Origin of the sequence: Azorhizobium sp. AG788 (assembly GCF_943371865.1) — a bacterium.
Lineage (GTDB): Bacteria > Pseudomonadota > Alphaproteobacteria > Rhizobiales > Xanthobacteraceae > Azorhizobium.
In genome coordinates, this window is sequence record NZ_CALRWL010000032.1 from 58,771 (window position 1) to 73,335 (window position 14,565).

The 14,565-nt window shown below is 67.6% G+C and carries 11 protein-coding genes; 1 reads left to right on the forward strand and 10 read right to left on the reverse strand.

Annotated features, from left to right (window positions below; translation table 11 throughout):
• Positions 1-138 precede the first annotated feature (138 nt).
• From AAG816_RS17865 to AAG816_RS17875, 3 genes are all read right to left on the reverse strand, one after another.
• Complete coding sequence (locus AAG816_RS17865; RefSeq protein WP_341991021.1) at positions 139-1,809, reverse strand: methyl-accepting chemotaxis protein; 1,671 nt, start codon at positions 1,807-1,809, stop codon at positions 139-141.
• Between the two features lie 233 nt (positions 1,810-2,042).
• On the reverse strand, positions 2,043-2,711 hold the full coding sequence (locus tag AAG816_RS17870) for a response regulator transcription factor (protein ID WP_341991022.1): 669 nt from the start codon (positions 2,709-2,711) through the stop codon (positions 2,043-2,045).
• A gap of 627 nt (positions 2,712-3,338) precedes the next feature.
• On the reverse strand, positions 3,339-3,722 hold the full coding sequence (locus tag AAG816_RS17875) for a response regulator (protein WP_341991023.1): 384 nt from the start codon (positions 3,720-3,722) through the stop codon (positions 3,339-3,341).
• A 235-nt stretch (positions 3,723-3,957) separates the two neighbouring features.
• Between AAG816_RS17875 and AAG816_RS17880 the strand changes: the two genes are divergently transcribed.
• Positions 3,958-4,623, forward strand: a complete 666-nt coding sequence (locus AAG816_RS17880; protein ID WP_341991024.1) for a protein phosphatase CheZ — start codon at positions 3,958-3,960, stop codon at positions 4,621-4,623.
• Between the two features lie 699 nt (positions 4,624-5,322).
• Here AAG816_RS17880 and AAG816_RS17885 read toward each other — a convergent pair.
• The 7 genes from AAG816_RS17885 to AAG816_RS17915 all read right to left on the reverse strand — a co-directional run.
• On the reverse strand, positions 5,323-5,931 hold the full coding sequence (locus tag AAG816_RS17885) for a lytic transglycosylase domain-containing protein (RefSeq protein ID WP_341991025.1): 609 nt from the start codon (positions 5,929-5,931) through the stop codon (positions 5,323-5,325).
• Entirely contained in the window at positions 5,873-7,831 is a 1,959-nt protein-coding gene (locus AAG816_RS17890) for a flagellar hook-length control protein FliK (protein WP_341991026.1), read from the reverse strand. The genes AAG816_RS17885 and AAG816_RS17890 overlap by 59 nt, the downstream gene beginning before the upstream one ends.
• The gene (locus AAG816_RS17895) at positions 7,828-10,299 is read right to left on the reverse strand and encodes a hypothetical protein (protein ID WP_341991027.1); all 2,472 of its coding nucleotides are present in this window, start codon (positions 10,297-10,299) and stop codon (positions 7,828-7,830) included. The genes AAG816_RS17890 and AAG816_RS17895 overlap by 4 nt, the downstream gene beginning before the upstream one ends.
• Entirely contained in the window at positions 10,299-11,690 is a 1,392-nt protein-coding gene (locus AAG816_RS17900; RefSeq protein ID WP_341991028.1) for a MotB family protein, read from the reverse strand. Before AAG816_RS17900 ends, AAG816_RS17895 begins: the two co-directional genes overlap by 1 nt.
• Positions 11,691-11,698: 8 nt before the next feature.
• Positions 11,699-12,379, reverse strand: a complete 681-nt coding sequence (locus tag AAG816_RS17905; protein WP_341991029.1) for a hypothetical protein — start codon at positions 12,377-12,379, stop codon at positions 11,699-11,701.
• Complete coding sequence (gene fliF, locus AAG816_RS17910; RefSeq protein WP_341991030.1) at positions 12,376-14,049, reverse strand: flagellar basal-body MS-ring/collar protein FliF; 1,674 nt, start codon at positions 14,047-14,049, stop codon at positions 12,376-12,378. Before fliF ends, AAG816_RS17905 begins: the two co-directional genes overlap by 4 nt.
• A 318-nt stretch (positions 14,050-14,367) precedes the next feature.
• On the reverse strand, positions 14,368-14,565 hold a 198-nt coding region (locus tag AAG816_RS17915; RefSeq protein ID WP_341991031.1), incomplete at its 5' end, for a flagellin.

The window sequence follows — 14,565 nt, forward strand, 5'->3', positions numbered from 1 at the left end:
GCCTCATTGCCGTTTCAGATTCTTTGCGTGACCCCCGGCGCGAAAAGTGCCGGGGGGCTCACCACGCAACGCCGTTTGCGGGGCGAAGGGGCTGCGGCCCGCGGGGGCGGGCCGCCCCCTGGCTACGCGGCAGTCGGGCTACGCGGTGCGCAGCGAGGCGACGAAACTCACCACCTCATTCTGCAAATCGGACGAGTGGGCAGAGAGGTCGCCGGACAGCGACATCAATTGCGTCGCCGCTGCCCCGGTCAAGCCGGCGGCCTGGCCGACGCTGCCGATGTTGGTGGTCACGTCACTGGCGCCATTGGCCGCCCGCTGGGTGTTTTCGGCGATCTCCGCCGTGGCCGCCCGTTGCTGCTCCACCGCCGCGGCGATGCCGCCACTGACATCGCGGATGGTGGTGATGGTGCGCACGATGTTCTCGATGGTGCCCACCGTGATGGCGGTCGCGCCCTGAATCTCGCCGATCTTGGCGGAGATTTCGTCCGTGGCGCGCGCGGTCTGGGCGGCCAATTGCTTGACCTCCTGCGCCACGACCGCAAATCCGCGACCGGCCTCGCCGGCGCGCGCGGCCTCGATGGTGGCATTCAGCGCCAGCAGGTTGGTCTGGGCGGCAATGTCCTTGATGAGATTGACCACGTCGCCAATGCCATTGGCGGCGGTGGACAGCGAATGGATGCTCACCGTGGTCCGCTCGGCTTCTTCCGAGGCATTGCGGGCAATGTCGGCGGAGGCGGTGATCTGCTGGCTCATCTCCTGGATGGAGGCGGACAGTTCCTCCGCCGAGGCGGCCACCGTCTGCACATTGCCGGAGGCGCCTTCCGCGGCCGCCGTCACCGTTTCTGCCTGGCGCGAGGTCTGCTCGGCGGTGGCGGACAGGTTGCGGGCCGCGGCCGCCACTTCGTCCGACGAGGTGGCAAACCGATCCGACAGGGATCCCATCCGGGCCTGGAAGCTGTCGGCGATGGCGTTGCGCTCTTGCGCGAGCGTGTCCGCCATGTCGCGGTCCTTTTGCTCCTGGGCGATGCGCCGGCGCTCGGTGTCCAGCAGCCCGTCGCGGAACACTTCCAGCGTGCGGGCAATGTCGCCAATCTCGTTGCGGGCGGTGAGGCTGGGAATGGGGGTGGCGAACTCGCCCTTGGCCACGTCCATCATGGCGGCGGTGATCCGGTCCAGCGGGCGGCTGACGCGCAGCAGGACGAAGACGATGGCGCAAAGGCCGATGGCCAGCGCGATCCCCGTGGCCACAAGGATGCTCCAGGTGCCGCGCTCGCCGGCCTGATGCACATCCCGGGAGGCCGCTTCCGCTCCGGTGCTGTTGTACGCGATGCCTTTTTCCAGGGCGGCGATCACCTTGTCGAACACGGCGGAAGAGGCGGTGACGGCCGCGGCGGCTTCGTCGCGCTTGCCGTCGGCCGCCAGACTGAGGAACTTGTCCTGGACTGTGGCGTACGTCTCCCAGATGGCGAGAAACTGCCGCCACACGTCGCGTTCCGTGTCGGAGCCCGACAGCGCTTCATAGCTGCGGAAGGAGGCCTGCGCCGCCGCCAATTGGGTGACGAGCTTGTCGCGAATCTGGGGGTCGGGGACGCTGCTCAGCGTGGAGCGAACCGCCGACAGGCGATAGCGGGTGATGCGATATTCGATCTGGCCGAGCTGCTGGATGCTGGGAAGCCAGTCCTCGGTGATCTCCTCCATGCGCGAATTGACCGCCTTCAATTGCGCATGCGCCAACCAGCCCTCGCTGACCAGGCAGACCAGAAGCAGCACGATGACCGCGGTGAGGGATTGCTTGAGTGATATGCGCATCGGTTCGACCTCCAGGGCGATCGGCAGCCGCCATGCCGGCCGCGGAGGCGCGCCCCATGAGGGTCGATCGTGAAGGTTGAATAATTAGCGGGCTATGCTTTCCCCAAGCGAACAATTGCTGTTGTCGCGTGCGAATATCATCTCCGGATCATGGAAAGGGCCCCGGAAACGCATAAAGCCCTTCCGGGGGGAAGGGCTTTATCAGATGCAGGCTCAGATCGGACGAAGAGAGATCAGCCGATGAACTGGTAGCCGATGTAGCGCTTGGCATCGATGACATCTTCGCCGAGCTTCAGGCGCAGCTTCTTGCGCAGCTTGCTCATGTGACCTTCGATGACGCTCTCATCCACATCATCATTGAAGATGCCATAGATGGTGTTGAAGATCTGGGTCTTGGTGACGCGCCGACGGCTGTTCTTCACCAGATATTCCAGGATGTGACGCTCACGGCGCGGCAGGGGCAGGGGGCTGCCGTCCACTTCCGGATCGCGGCCGTCGAAATAGACCCGCAGACGACCGGTGGTCTCGGCGGCAGTGGCGGAGTTGACCCGGCGCCAAACGGCGTCCGAACGGGCCACGATTTCGCGCACATGCACCGGCTTGCGCACCACATCGTCGATGCCGGCGGTGAAGAGTTCCAGGGTCTGCTGGAGCGAGCGCACATCCGCCAAAGCGATGATCGGTGCGCGGCTGTGGGTGCGGATCATTTCCGGGAAGCTGGGGCGGCTGTCGAAGTCGCCGAGCAGGAAGCCCTGCACCGCGCCAATGTCCTGGTCGGAAGCGGTGTTCAACCACTCCTTGAACTCGCCAAAGCCGAGGCCGAGCGAAGAAAAACCTTCGCGAGAGAAGCTTGAAACGTAACCTTCTGCAACCGTAGATCGGTGATCAACGACGACATACATGTCTGCATCCCCCAGTACAGGCGCTACCTCAGCAGCATAACCTGCAGATTTCCAAAACGAAGAGCGGAATTGCGGGTCCGCGGCTTCGTTGAGAAATGGTTACCGGGGCGATGGTTCCGCAGCAATCTCAATATATTCACGAATGGACCCAGATTCGATCCAAATTGGGTTCAGTTCGTCGGCTTTGGACGCGCTTTGATCTGGATTCCCCGCAAAGGCTTCGGGCGCCTCAATCAGAGGTCGGTCCAGTGCGACTGTAAGACGACAATTGTCGCCAACCTCGTCCCAAATTAGCGCCGTTATGGTCGGAACGATGCGCGAGTTTTTTGGGGATGCGGGAACCAAGCAAGGGTCAGGCAAGGCCATTGGGGATGCGCACGGCAGGGGAGGGGCACCCGGCAACCTCCCAGCAGTCTTGAGGCGCCAGAGGTCTTCCGCAGCGCACGCTGAGTCGGCAAAAAAAAGCGCCCGGCACAGGGCCGGGCGACATTTTGCGGACTGCTCGAGAGGTCTTGAGAGACGGCGCGACCCCAGGATCGAGAGGTCCAGGTTTGGAAAGCGCCCAGGCGTCGGAGGAAAAACCCGCTTGGAGAGCGAGAGCGGAGGGCGCCGGAGCGCCCAACCGGCTCAGGCCTCGAAGACGGTGTCGATCTTCCCTTTGAGGGTCTGAGCGTTGAAGGGCTTCACGATGTAATTGCTGACTCCCGCCTTCTTGGCGGCAATCACGTTTTCCGACTTGGCTTCCGCAGTCACCATGATGAACGGGATGGTGCTGAGATCGGCGTCGTCACGGACGCGTTTCAGCAGCTCGTATCCGGTCATGGGCTCCATGTTCCAGTCGGAAATCACGAGGCCGTACTGACGCTCCTTCAGCTTTGTCAGAGCTTCGGTGCCATCGGACGCCTCGTCCACATCTTCGAATCCGATCTGCTTGAGCAGGTTACGGATAATCCGGACCATCGTCTTGTAGTCATCGACGACGAGAACCGCCATTGAAAGGTCAACCGCCATGGCACACTCCGTTAGCGGGTAGCAAGGTCAATACTAACCGAGAGGTGACTCATCGGCTGGGCAGAATGGTTTTAGCTGGCAACACCTTGCGTGGAGCTTGCAGGGTGAAGTGAGGGGGCCTTTCCGACGCCGCTGGCTATGAACTATATAGAACATCGTACATTGTCGTATGCGCTGCAAGGAGGTTCGGATGTCGGTTAGCCGGCGGCCGTTTCGTATTGAGGGCTCGGACCGAATGAGCAGCGTCTTTGATGCTGTCGCCAGCGGCCCGATCGGTGTCTCCGTGGAGGGGCAGCTCGATCGAATTTTAGCCGAAATATCAGAAGTTCGCGGCGAGATCGCCAAATTCAAGGATCGCGACCCCTCCGCCGATCGCGAACGCGATCGGCACGCCCTCTGGGCGGGGATCGAGACCATCCAGGATGCGATCCGCAACACAAAGATGGAGATCGCTACGCTCCATTCCGAGGGAACGCGCGGCGAGAGCCTGTTTCGCGCCACCGACGAACTGGATGCGGTGGTTCAGGATACCGAGGAGGCAACCGAAGCCATTCTGTCATCCGCCGAGACCATCGACACTGCGGTGTCGGTCCTGATCGGGCGGTTGAGTGGCGAGGAACTGACCCTGGCCGAAGAAATCCAGGCACAGACCATCAAGACGTTCGAGGCCTGCAACTTCCAGGACATCACCGGCCAGCGCATCAAGAAAGTGGTGAAGCTGATCGAGTTCATCGAAGCCCGCGTCAATCGCATGACCGACATCTGGGGCGGGGCCGACATGGTCGCGCAGAACTCCGGCATTGTCGCTCGTGAGGGTGACGAAGCTCTGCTCAACGGTCCGGCGTTGTCGACCGATGAGAATGTCGTCTCCCAGGACGATATCGACTCCCTGTTCGCCTGATCGACCAGTGGCAAACGCGGCCGGCGCGGTGCGCCGGCCCGCGTGCGTCTGGACCGGACCCACGGGCCGATCCATTCAGGGCAACTTCCCCAGTTCAGCGTCCGTCTCGCTTTGCCGCGACGCCCGCGTTCGACAGGGCTCAGACACGTAAGCCCGGCTTTCGCCCCGGGGCGTCCACGCCCGACGGTGGCCTGCCGCTGCCCTTGCCGTGCCATCTCTGGTGCCCGATTTCACCGCGCCTCGAAACCTTCCCCCTCGCCGCCCATCCGATCACGCGCCATGCGGAGCGGAGGCACGCCGCCGCGCCGTGCCGGCCCGGTGTGGATCTCCCAGGTGTCTCGCCGCAACAGTGTCGGCCGCACAGGCTTGCGATGGTAGCCGGGCGCAGCCGAAGGCCACTGGCGGCGAATGCCGCGCCGCGCGAGCCACAGGGCCGGGCGATACCGACCGCATCCAAAAAGGGTTTGGGCTGAGAGAGCGCCGATCCGTGGCGGCCACGGCGGCGCCGACGCCTCATTTAGCGGCAACGGCTGCAGCAGGCCGGACAGCCGCCACGGCCCGGAGGGACATCCGCGGTCGTTGGATGGCTGCCAGATAGCGCTCGAAGCGGTGCCCTGCACGCAGGCCGTGGGACGTCGCGCGGCGGCACGTCAGATGACAGGCGATGGTCGGAGGCCGGCGCGGCGCCGACCATTGCCTTCACCCGGCGGTTGGCGCTGGGTCGGGCGCGTCGCAGAAGGCCTTCGCGGTCGGGGTCCAGGCGCCGATGCCGACGGCCACCAGGTTCTTCATCACCCGGCACACATAGCGCTTCTGCCCAGTGGGGTTGTTCGGGCCGGCATTATAGCGCGCCACCGCCATGGTCCAGGTGCCGTGGCGCTGCTTCAGTTCCTTGAGGAAGCGGGCGGCCTGATCCACGTTCTCCCGCGGGTCGAACATATCCTCCAGGGATTTGAACTCGGCCCGGTGCCAATAGAAATTGGCCTGCATGCAGCCGATGTCGATCAGCTTCACGCCCCGGGCATTGGCCTCCTTGAACCGCGCCAGGGCTTCCGCCAGCGTGTTCGAGAGATAGTCCTTGCCTTCAATATAGAGGGTGAAGGGATGCATGGAGCCCTTTACCCCGGTTTCCGTCAGCCCCACCGCATAGAGGATGGGGAGGGGAATCTGGTATTTCGCCGCCGCCCGGACCAATTCCTTCTCGCAGGCATTGGGCTGGACGGTCAAAGGCGGAGCGGCTGCGGCCGGGCTAGACGCGGAAACCGCCGCCAAAGTCAGGAGCACGGCCAGGGCTGCGCGCTTGATCATCTCGGGATTGTCCTTTCTGTCGGTCATCGTCGGCGCCGCGGCCCTGCTGGTCGCGTCCACCCTGCTCGCGCGGCGTTTCCGCATCGCCGGCGGCGCTCTGCTGGCTGGCGAAGGGCCGCCCGGCATCCTGGCCGGTCAATTGGGTGAGGCCGGCGCCGTCGCCGCCCACGATGGTGATGCTGTCGGCGGTGATGCCCGAGGCCGCCAGCAGGTCGAGCAAGGCGGACTGGTCACGCTCCAGCATCCGGGCAGTGTCCGCATTGCTGGCGCGCAGGCGGATTTCCAGCCCGGTGCTGCTCAGCCGCATGCGCACGTTCACCGTGCCGAGATCGTCCGGCGACAACTGGATGTCCAGCAGGCGCACCGGCCCGGCGATGAGGTTCGCGGTCGGCCCGGCGGCGCTGGAGGTGGCGCCCATGGAGCTGGCTTCGGCGGCAATGGCGGTGCCGATCTGGCGCAGGGTGGCCAGGGCCGGGGTCGCCGGCTGGCTTGATCCGCCGATGGCCGCAACACCCGTGAGCGGCGCGCCATCAGCTTCCGCACGCGCGAGGCTGACATCCTCCGCCCGCTCCTGGGTCACGTCGCCGCCCCCTGTGGCCTGGGCGGTCGCGCCCCGGGTCGTGGCGGCGGTGGCATCGGCGCTCCGAGCGGTCTGCCGCGCCTCAGAGGTGCGTCCGGTGTCGCGGTTGGCAGAGCGCGGGGTGATCAGGGTTGCGGCGTTCATTTCCGCTTCCCCCTCCGCCGAGGCAGCGGTGCCGGTCCCGGGTGCGACAATGGTCGGCGTGATGGCCGCGCGCGTGGCCGCGGTGCCGCTGGCGTTTGCGGCCAACTGGCGGGCGGCGCCATCCGGTGCGCCGTTGCGCAGGTCGAAGCTCGGTGTGCTCTCGCCATCGGTGGGCGCCGTCCCCGCCGCTGCCAGCGCGCTGGCCGTATCCGGTGCGCTGGCGCCATTGAGCGCCAAGGTGCGGATCGGTGCGAAATGGGTCTCGCGCGACAGGATGGTGATGCGCATGGGCTGGGCCGCCGTCGCGGCCTCGGTGGTCGTTGCGCCGGCGGCGCCGGTGTCGCGGCCGGCCGTGGACTGCCCGGCGGCGGCCCGCGCCGCCGCTTCGGCTGGCAGGGCTGCGAGCGGCATCGCCATGGTCTGCGGCAGGCCGGCGGTGGCTGCGTCCGGCAAGACTTGGGACGCGGTGCCATTCGGCCCTGAAGCATCGGCGTCGGCCGCTTCATTCTCGGTGTGCGCCCAACTGCTGTCATGGGCGGTGACGGTGTCTTCCGCCTCGGTCCGGCCAAACAGCAGCGATGTCAGGGCCTGGTTGCCCTGAAGGCGCCGGTCCTTGGCGTCCGCCGCCTCGCCGCGGGGGGAGGTCGGGGCGGATTTATCGGTGGTGACCTGTGCGGTCGCGGCCTCGGCACTCACCATGTCCTCGGCATCCTGCGCCGCCAGGGCCTTGGCGGCGTCGGCGGCGGACAGCAGTCGGGCGGCGGCTTCCGCGAGCGCCTGGCGTGTGGCATTGGCCTGGGTCGCGGTGGCGGTCCGGGTGCTCTTGCTGCCTTGTCCGGAAAGCAGGCTGGCCGCCGTGTCGCCTGCCAGCGTCTCGCTGTCCTGCGCGGTGCCGCTGCGGCCATCCGTGGCAGAGCGGCTCTTGCCGGCGGAGGCCAGGGCATCCGCGAGGCTCTGGGCTGCGGTGTCGGTGGCCGTGGCCTCGGCGCTTGCGGCGGTCTCTGCCGTCGCGCTGGGGCGGTTGGGTTCGGCGGTCTGGCGCCCGATGTCACGAAACATCTCGCCGAAGCGGTTGCGATCGGCCTCGCCGCCGCCGTCCGGGTCCACGGGCTTGCCCGATGTGGCATCCGCACCGCGCGCCTGGGGCAGGGCCAGGGTGATGTTGAATGCGCTCATCGGGGGGCCTCTTTCAGCAGGGCGTCAATCTTATCCAGCGCGCCGCGGGCCCGGTTCTCGACGGCGTTCTGCGGCGGCGCATCCTCGGCCTTTGGGGCCGGCGGGGGCGGCGGCGGGGGGGCAGCCGCAGCCACCCGCTGTTCGGGCGCAGCCGGCAGCCGGGGCAGAAGCGCGGGGGCGCCGGTGGTTGCGGTCAGCTTCATCGGGTCCACCTTGGTCGGCGCCGTGGCGGCAACCCGGGTGGTCTCACCGGCGCTCTTGACCAGTTCCGCCGTGGTGATGGCGGCGTCCAGCAGCATCACGTCATCCGGCGGCAGGCGCGTGCGCACGGCGGTCCGCAGGTCGGCGAGAGCGGCGTCCACATCCTTGCTGGAGGCGGCGCGCACCGCGCCACGATAGACTCGTGCCCGTTCAAAATCCGAGGACACCGGCTGAGCTTCCGCCAGCACCCGCTCCGCCGCGAGGGTGGCAGCCACCAGCTTGCCCTGGTTGAGGGCGCCGCGGGCCACCATCAGATACACCTCCACGCGGCTGTCCCGATCCAGCGGCTGGAGCAGGGCGGTCAGCCGCGGAAACTGGGTCGGATCGTTGAGGAAGGCCATGCGGGTCAGGGCCGCGGCGAAGCGCTGACGGAAGTTGCCCGCATAGACCGAGTAGCGGAAGCGGAAGAGATACTGCCGCGAGAGCTGCTCGAACTGGTTCACATCGCCGATCTGGGCGGCCACCAGGATCTCGCGGCGCAGGGCCGCTTCTTCCACCAGGGTGCCGGGCATCAGCAGGCGGGCCACGTCCAGCATGGCCATGGCCTTGCGCGGATCCTTGCGCACGGTCACGGCCGCCTGGGCCAGGGCGATCTGGCCGCCGAGGGCGTCGGGCAGGCGCAAAGCGTCGATCTCGCCGAGATAGCGCTCGGCATCGTCCTCGCGGCCTTCCACATAGGCCAGGGCGCCGCGCAGCAGCCGCTCGTCCACCGCCGGGAGCGGCTTGAGCTTCAGCAGATTGCGCAGTTCGTCGGGGCCGCCGCCGCTGAGGAAGAAGATCACCGCGGCCCGGCCGTTGCGCGGGTCCTGCCACACTTCTGGGTCGGTGGCGCGGAACTGGGTCTCGATCTCGGTGATGAGGGTGCGCTGGCTCTGCAGGGCGTTGGTATCGCCCGAGGCGATCAGATCCTGCAGGCGCTGCAGGCGCCGCACCATTTCATAGGGGGCCGGACCGGTGCTCTTGCGCTCCACGGTGGTGACAACGGTGGGGACCGGCGGCGGTGTATAGGGCGCTTCCGCGGCGGCGGCCGGCTTGGCGGTTTCGCTGGCGTTCGCGCTGCCGGGCGAGACGGCGGACACCAGGCCGACGATGGCCGAGGTCACGGTGGGGATGCGCTGAAGCATCGCATCGGCCACCATCGCCGGATCCGGGGGCAGGATGGGGCCGAGCGCGTCCTCGGGGGCCTTTTCCTTGCGTGCCGTGGGCGCGGCGCCGTTGGTCTGGCCGACGGCGCCGGCCAGCTGCACCGCCGGGGACAGCGCGTCGCTGGTCACCGGGGTGGGCATTTCCCGCTGGATGGGCGGCAGTTCGGATGCTTCCGAGCGCACGGGATCGAGTGCCAGATCCACAATGCGTCCGGGCGCCGGAGCCGGAGCCGGGGCCGGGGCCGGAGCCGCCGCCACCACCACCGTCGGCGCGGCGGCGAGGACCGGCGCAGGCGCGGCCGGGGGAGCCTTCTCGATCGGCGGAGCAACGGCGGCGACGGCCACCGGTGCGGCGGCGGGGGCCGGCCGGTTCGGCGAAATCGCAATGGTCCGCACCTGGATCGGCTTCAGGCCGGTGGTCGGGGCCGTGACCGGACGAGGCTCAGGCAGCGGAATTACCCGGCGCCCGACGGGCGGCACCAGGGGCTCGCTCGGATCTGCTGCGGCGACCGCAACCGGAACGTCCTGGGCGGGCGGGGCCGCGGCGGGTGCGGGCGTCGGCACCGTGGCAGCCTCGACCGGCTCTGCCCCGACCGGCGTCGCCGTCGCGAGAGGCGCGGCAACCGGTACGGCACCCACCGGCGCCGCTGCGGGCGCGGCAACGGGGGCCGGCGCGGCTTCGGGCACGGCACCAGCCTGGGCCGCGGCCGGGGCGCTCCCCTGGAGCGCCGCTTCGGCCTTGAGGGCGGACGCCGGATATTGGAGCAGCAGCAACTGCGTCGGCTCAAGGGTGATCTTCGGCCGGCGCAACGGCAGCGGCACGGACGGCAGCGGGGCTGCCTGCGCCACGCCATCGGCGGCGATGGACACCGGAGTCAGCACCACGTCGCTGACAACCGGCCGATGCGGCGGCAGGGGCGCCGACGCATCTTCGGGCAGCGGCACCTCATTGCTGGGGCGCGGCCGCAGGAAGGACAGCAGGTCGAACTCCTCCGCCCGCGCCGGAAGGGCGGACAGCAGGATCGACAGGGCGAGGACGGGGGAGAGGGGGCCGCGGCGCATCAGTTGGGCACCTTCAACACGATTTCAATACGGCGGTTTTCCGCCGCGAACGGATCGGCCGGGTTCTTCAGGCTGCGATCAGCGAAGCCTTCGATATTGTTCACCCGCGGGTCCTGCAACCCACCACGCACGAGCATGTAATAGGCCATATGGGCGCGGGCGCTGGACAGCCGCCAATTGTCATAGGTGTCCGAGCGATAGGGGCGCCCGTCCGTATAGCCGCGCACGACGATCTCGCCGGGGCGCTTGGCCAGTGCCTGCGCCACCTTTTCCATGGCCCGCACCAGCCGGCCATCGGGGACGGCGGAACCCACGGGGAACATGGAATAGTTCTGGTCGTCGGTGAGGCTGATGATCAAGCCTTCCTTGGTGGCGCGCACATCCACGCGGGGGGCGCGGACATCACCCATGGTGCTCTGCACCGCCGCCACCACTTCGCCGCGCAATTTGTCCGCATTGGCCTGGTCGGCCTTGATGGTGCCGGCGCCGGCGGTGGTGTCGCCCTTGAGTTGCTCGCCCTTGGCCGCGTCGCCCTTGGCGGCGGTGCCCTTGGCATTGTCGCCGGTGGTGGCCGTGCCCTTGGACTGATCGCCGCTGGCGGCGGTGCCGCGGGCGGTTTCCCCCTTGGCCGCTTCGCCCTTGCCGACGTTCGGCTTGGTGCCGTCGGGCTTGGCCACGACGACCGGCGCGCCGCCCTGGGTCGGCGCCGCATCGGGAGCGGCGACCAGGGTCATCTCAACGCCGGCTTCCGAGGGGAAATCGCCAATGCCGCGCGCCGCCGAGACCGACGCGTCCGGGCGCTGCTGGGTGGGGGCGTTCAGGCTTTGCGGGCCCGGCTTTTCGGTCTTCAGCTTGCGGGCGGCGGTCATCTGCCAATAGACCGGATCGAACGGATCGCGGGTGGCATCACCGGCGCTATTGCCGGGACGGCCGGTCTCGCCCACCGCGGCATCCGGCGTGCTCATCTCGGAGGGATCGGCCTCGCCGGCGAGCTTGGAGAGCACCGCATAGGGATCCTGGAACGCGGCGCGGTCCTTGTCGCCCTTCTGGGTGTCCGAGCCGGGGCCGGTGCCGGCGCCCGCGGTCTGCTTCATGGCCGACTTCTGATCGCCATCCGCGGAGGTGCCTTCGGGCTTGATGTCCTCGGGCTCGTTGAGGCCCTTGCGCTCGGTCATGCTCTCGGCGAGGTGCACCGGATTGAAATAGCTGGCGATCGCCTTCTTCACATCCTTATCGGTGACGTTGATCAGCCACATGATGAGGAAGAAGGCCATCATGGCGGTCATGAAGTCGGCGTGCGCCACCTTCCACGCGCTGGAATGGTGCTCGTGCTCTTCTTCTTCGTGCCGCTTGATGATGATGATTTCGGCGTGATCGCCCTTGTCGGACATGATGCGCCTCAGGCCAGTGCTTCAGTCAGATGGGTGGTCCAGGCCCGCAGCTGGGTCTCGATCACGGTGTCGTCGGCGGTGACCCGCACATCGACCGCATCGCTGGTCTGGAATTCGATGGCCGCGCCCTCATGTCGGGCCCGCAGCACGTCCAGCAGCACGTCCGGGCCGCTGATGCGCAACATGGGCGCCTTGGGATCCTTCAGCAGACGGGTGATCAGCGCCGACATCTCCTGCAGGGCCTGCGCGCGCACCGCGTCCGACAGGAACGGCACCAGGATGCGGCCCAGCGTGTCGCAGATCCGCGCCTCCATGGCTTCATGGGCGCTGGTCAGATTGCCCTGGAGCGTCTCGGCAGTCTCGGCGGCCCATTGCTGCCGGGCCAGAGCCAGATGGGCATCGAAGGCTTCCGCATCGCGGCTCCGCTCGGCTTCGAATTCCTGGCGAGCGCTGGCGAGGGCCTCGGACCGGGCGGCCGCAACCGCTGCGGCCAGGATCGCGGCGTGATCGGGACCGGCCGGCTTGGCGGGACGCGGCGGTGCGGCGGGCGTGTCCGCAGCGGCGGGTGTCGCGGCGGGATCTGCCGGCGCAGGCGTCGGCTTCTCGTGCAGGTCCTGGAGACCGGCGGGCCGCGGGATGCGCGGCGTGCCGAAGTGCGGCAGGTGAAGCTTGAGAGCCTTCGCGCTCATACCTTCGCCTCCTGGTGCAGCCACTGCCGCAGGATCGCAGCGGCCTGCTCCTCGTCATACTCCACGATCTGCTCCAGGCGCCGCTGCGGCGACCGGTTGACCTTGCTGGTGACGTCGCCGATCAGGTTGACCGGGCCGGAATCCCCGGCGGCGAAGCTGGGCAGCGTGGTGGCGCCGCTGAGCGAATCCATGGGCGGGCCATCCAGCGCGGCCATCTCGGACGCCGGGGCGGCGAGCATGGCAGCTTCGATGGCTTCCGCCTCGTCGGGCTCCGGACGGGCCAGGATGGCGCGCAGCGCGGGGCGCAGGCCGAACCAGATCAGCAGCACGGCGACGATCAGGATGGTGAGCGCGTTGACCAGGGTGCCGGCCTGGCGGAACAGCAACTCGCTCCAGGTCAGAGGCGGGATCGCTTCCATGGCATTGCCACCGTCCGCGAACGGCACTGCAACCACCTTCAGCTTGTCGCCGCGCTCCTTGTCGAAGCCCGCCGCCGAGGCGACCAGTTGCTCGATCTCGAACGTCTGGGTCTCGAGCGGCACGGCGTCGGCGCCCTTGGCCACGGTGAGGCGGTCCTTGTTCACCAGCACGGCGATGGACAGATTCTGCACCTGGAAGGCGTCGCGCACGGTCTGGGTGGTGCGCGAGGAGATCTCGAAATTGGTCAGCTCTTCGCGGCGATTGCTGTTTTCGCTGTTCTCATTGCCGTTGGCCGGGGTGCCGGGCGGCGGGGGAATGTTCTGCTGCACCGTGGTGTTGGGCTGGGTGGACTTGTTCTGGGTCTGCCCGGCTTCCTTCACCACGCGGGTGGAGCGCTCCGCCCGCGAGGCGGGATCGAAGGTGGTCTCGTTGATGGTGCTGCGATCGGTGTTCAGCCGCGCGGAGACGCTGATCTCGAAATTGCCCAGGCCCAGGAACGGGGTCAGGGTGCGGCGGATCTTCTCCTCGGTCTCGCGGTTCACCTGCTGCTGCAGCAGAGCCTTCTTGCCGGCGGCGGCGTTGACGCCGTCCTCGCTGGACGAGAGCACCGCGCCCTCGGTGTTGAGCACCGTGACGTTGTCGATCTTCATGCCGGGGATGGCGGAAGCCACCAAGTGGCGAATGGCCTGGGCGGTGGAGCCATCGGAGGCGTTCTCGGTGCGGATGACCACCGAGGCGGAAGCCGCCTGCTGGTCGCGCCGGAACGAGCCGCGGTCAGGCAGCACGATGTGCACCCGCGCCGCCTTGATGCCCTTCATGGTCTGAACGGTACGGGCGATCTCGCCCTCCAGCGCGCGGACCTTGGTCACTTCCTGCATGAAGGAGGTGAGGCCGAACGAGCGCACGTCGTTGAACAGCTCGTAGCCGGAATTGGAGCTTTGCGGCAGGCCCTTCACCGCCAGCAGCATGCGGGCACGGGCCGTATCGGAATGGGCAACCAGGACCGCCGCGCCGTCCGAGGAGACGTCGAAGGAGATGCCGGCGTCTTTCAGGGCGCCGCCGATGCGGGTGACATCGTCGCGATTGAGGTTGGCGTAGAGCGTCTCACGCTCCGGCTGGCTGAGATACATCGCGCCCAGCCCGATCACCGCCACGACGGTGAGGGCAATGAGCGCCAGCGCCACCAGGCGGCGGGCGCCCAGCTGACGGAGGTTCGAAAGGAGCCGTTCGAGCTGCTCTCGGGCATTCATGCGCGCCGCCTCATGGTGATTGCCTCCTGGCGAAACGGCGACCGATGCCGACGTTCCGAGCGGATCAGGCGCATGCCGGTTGTCGCGGAGAGCGACGGCATGTCCTGCTGGCAATCTTCAGCTTTAACCTTGCATGGGCGTTGCAGAGAAAAACCACGCCCCCTTTCCGAGGCGTGGTTGTGGCGTCCCGCCGGTGCGCAGGCGGGAAAGCGGGTGCGGCCAAACACGCGGCCGCACCCTATTTTGAGGTCACCTTCGTCTCATCCCCTTGCCCCTGTGCCGCTGAGGCGGCCTACGGGCGAAGGCGATCAGAACCGATCAACGGAACAGCGTCATCACGTTGGAGGTGCTGTTGTTGGCGATGGAGAGCGACTGCACGGCCAGCTGCTGCTGGGTCTGCAGGGCCTTCAGCTTGGTGGACTCTTCTTCCATGTTCGCATCGATCAGCGAACCCACGGACGAGGTGTTGATGTCCATGAGGGTCTGAGCGAAGTTCTGCTGCGAGGTCAGGCGGGT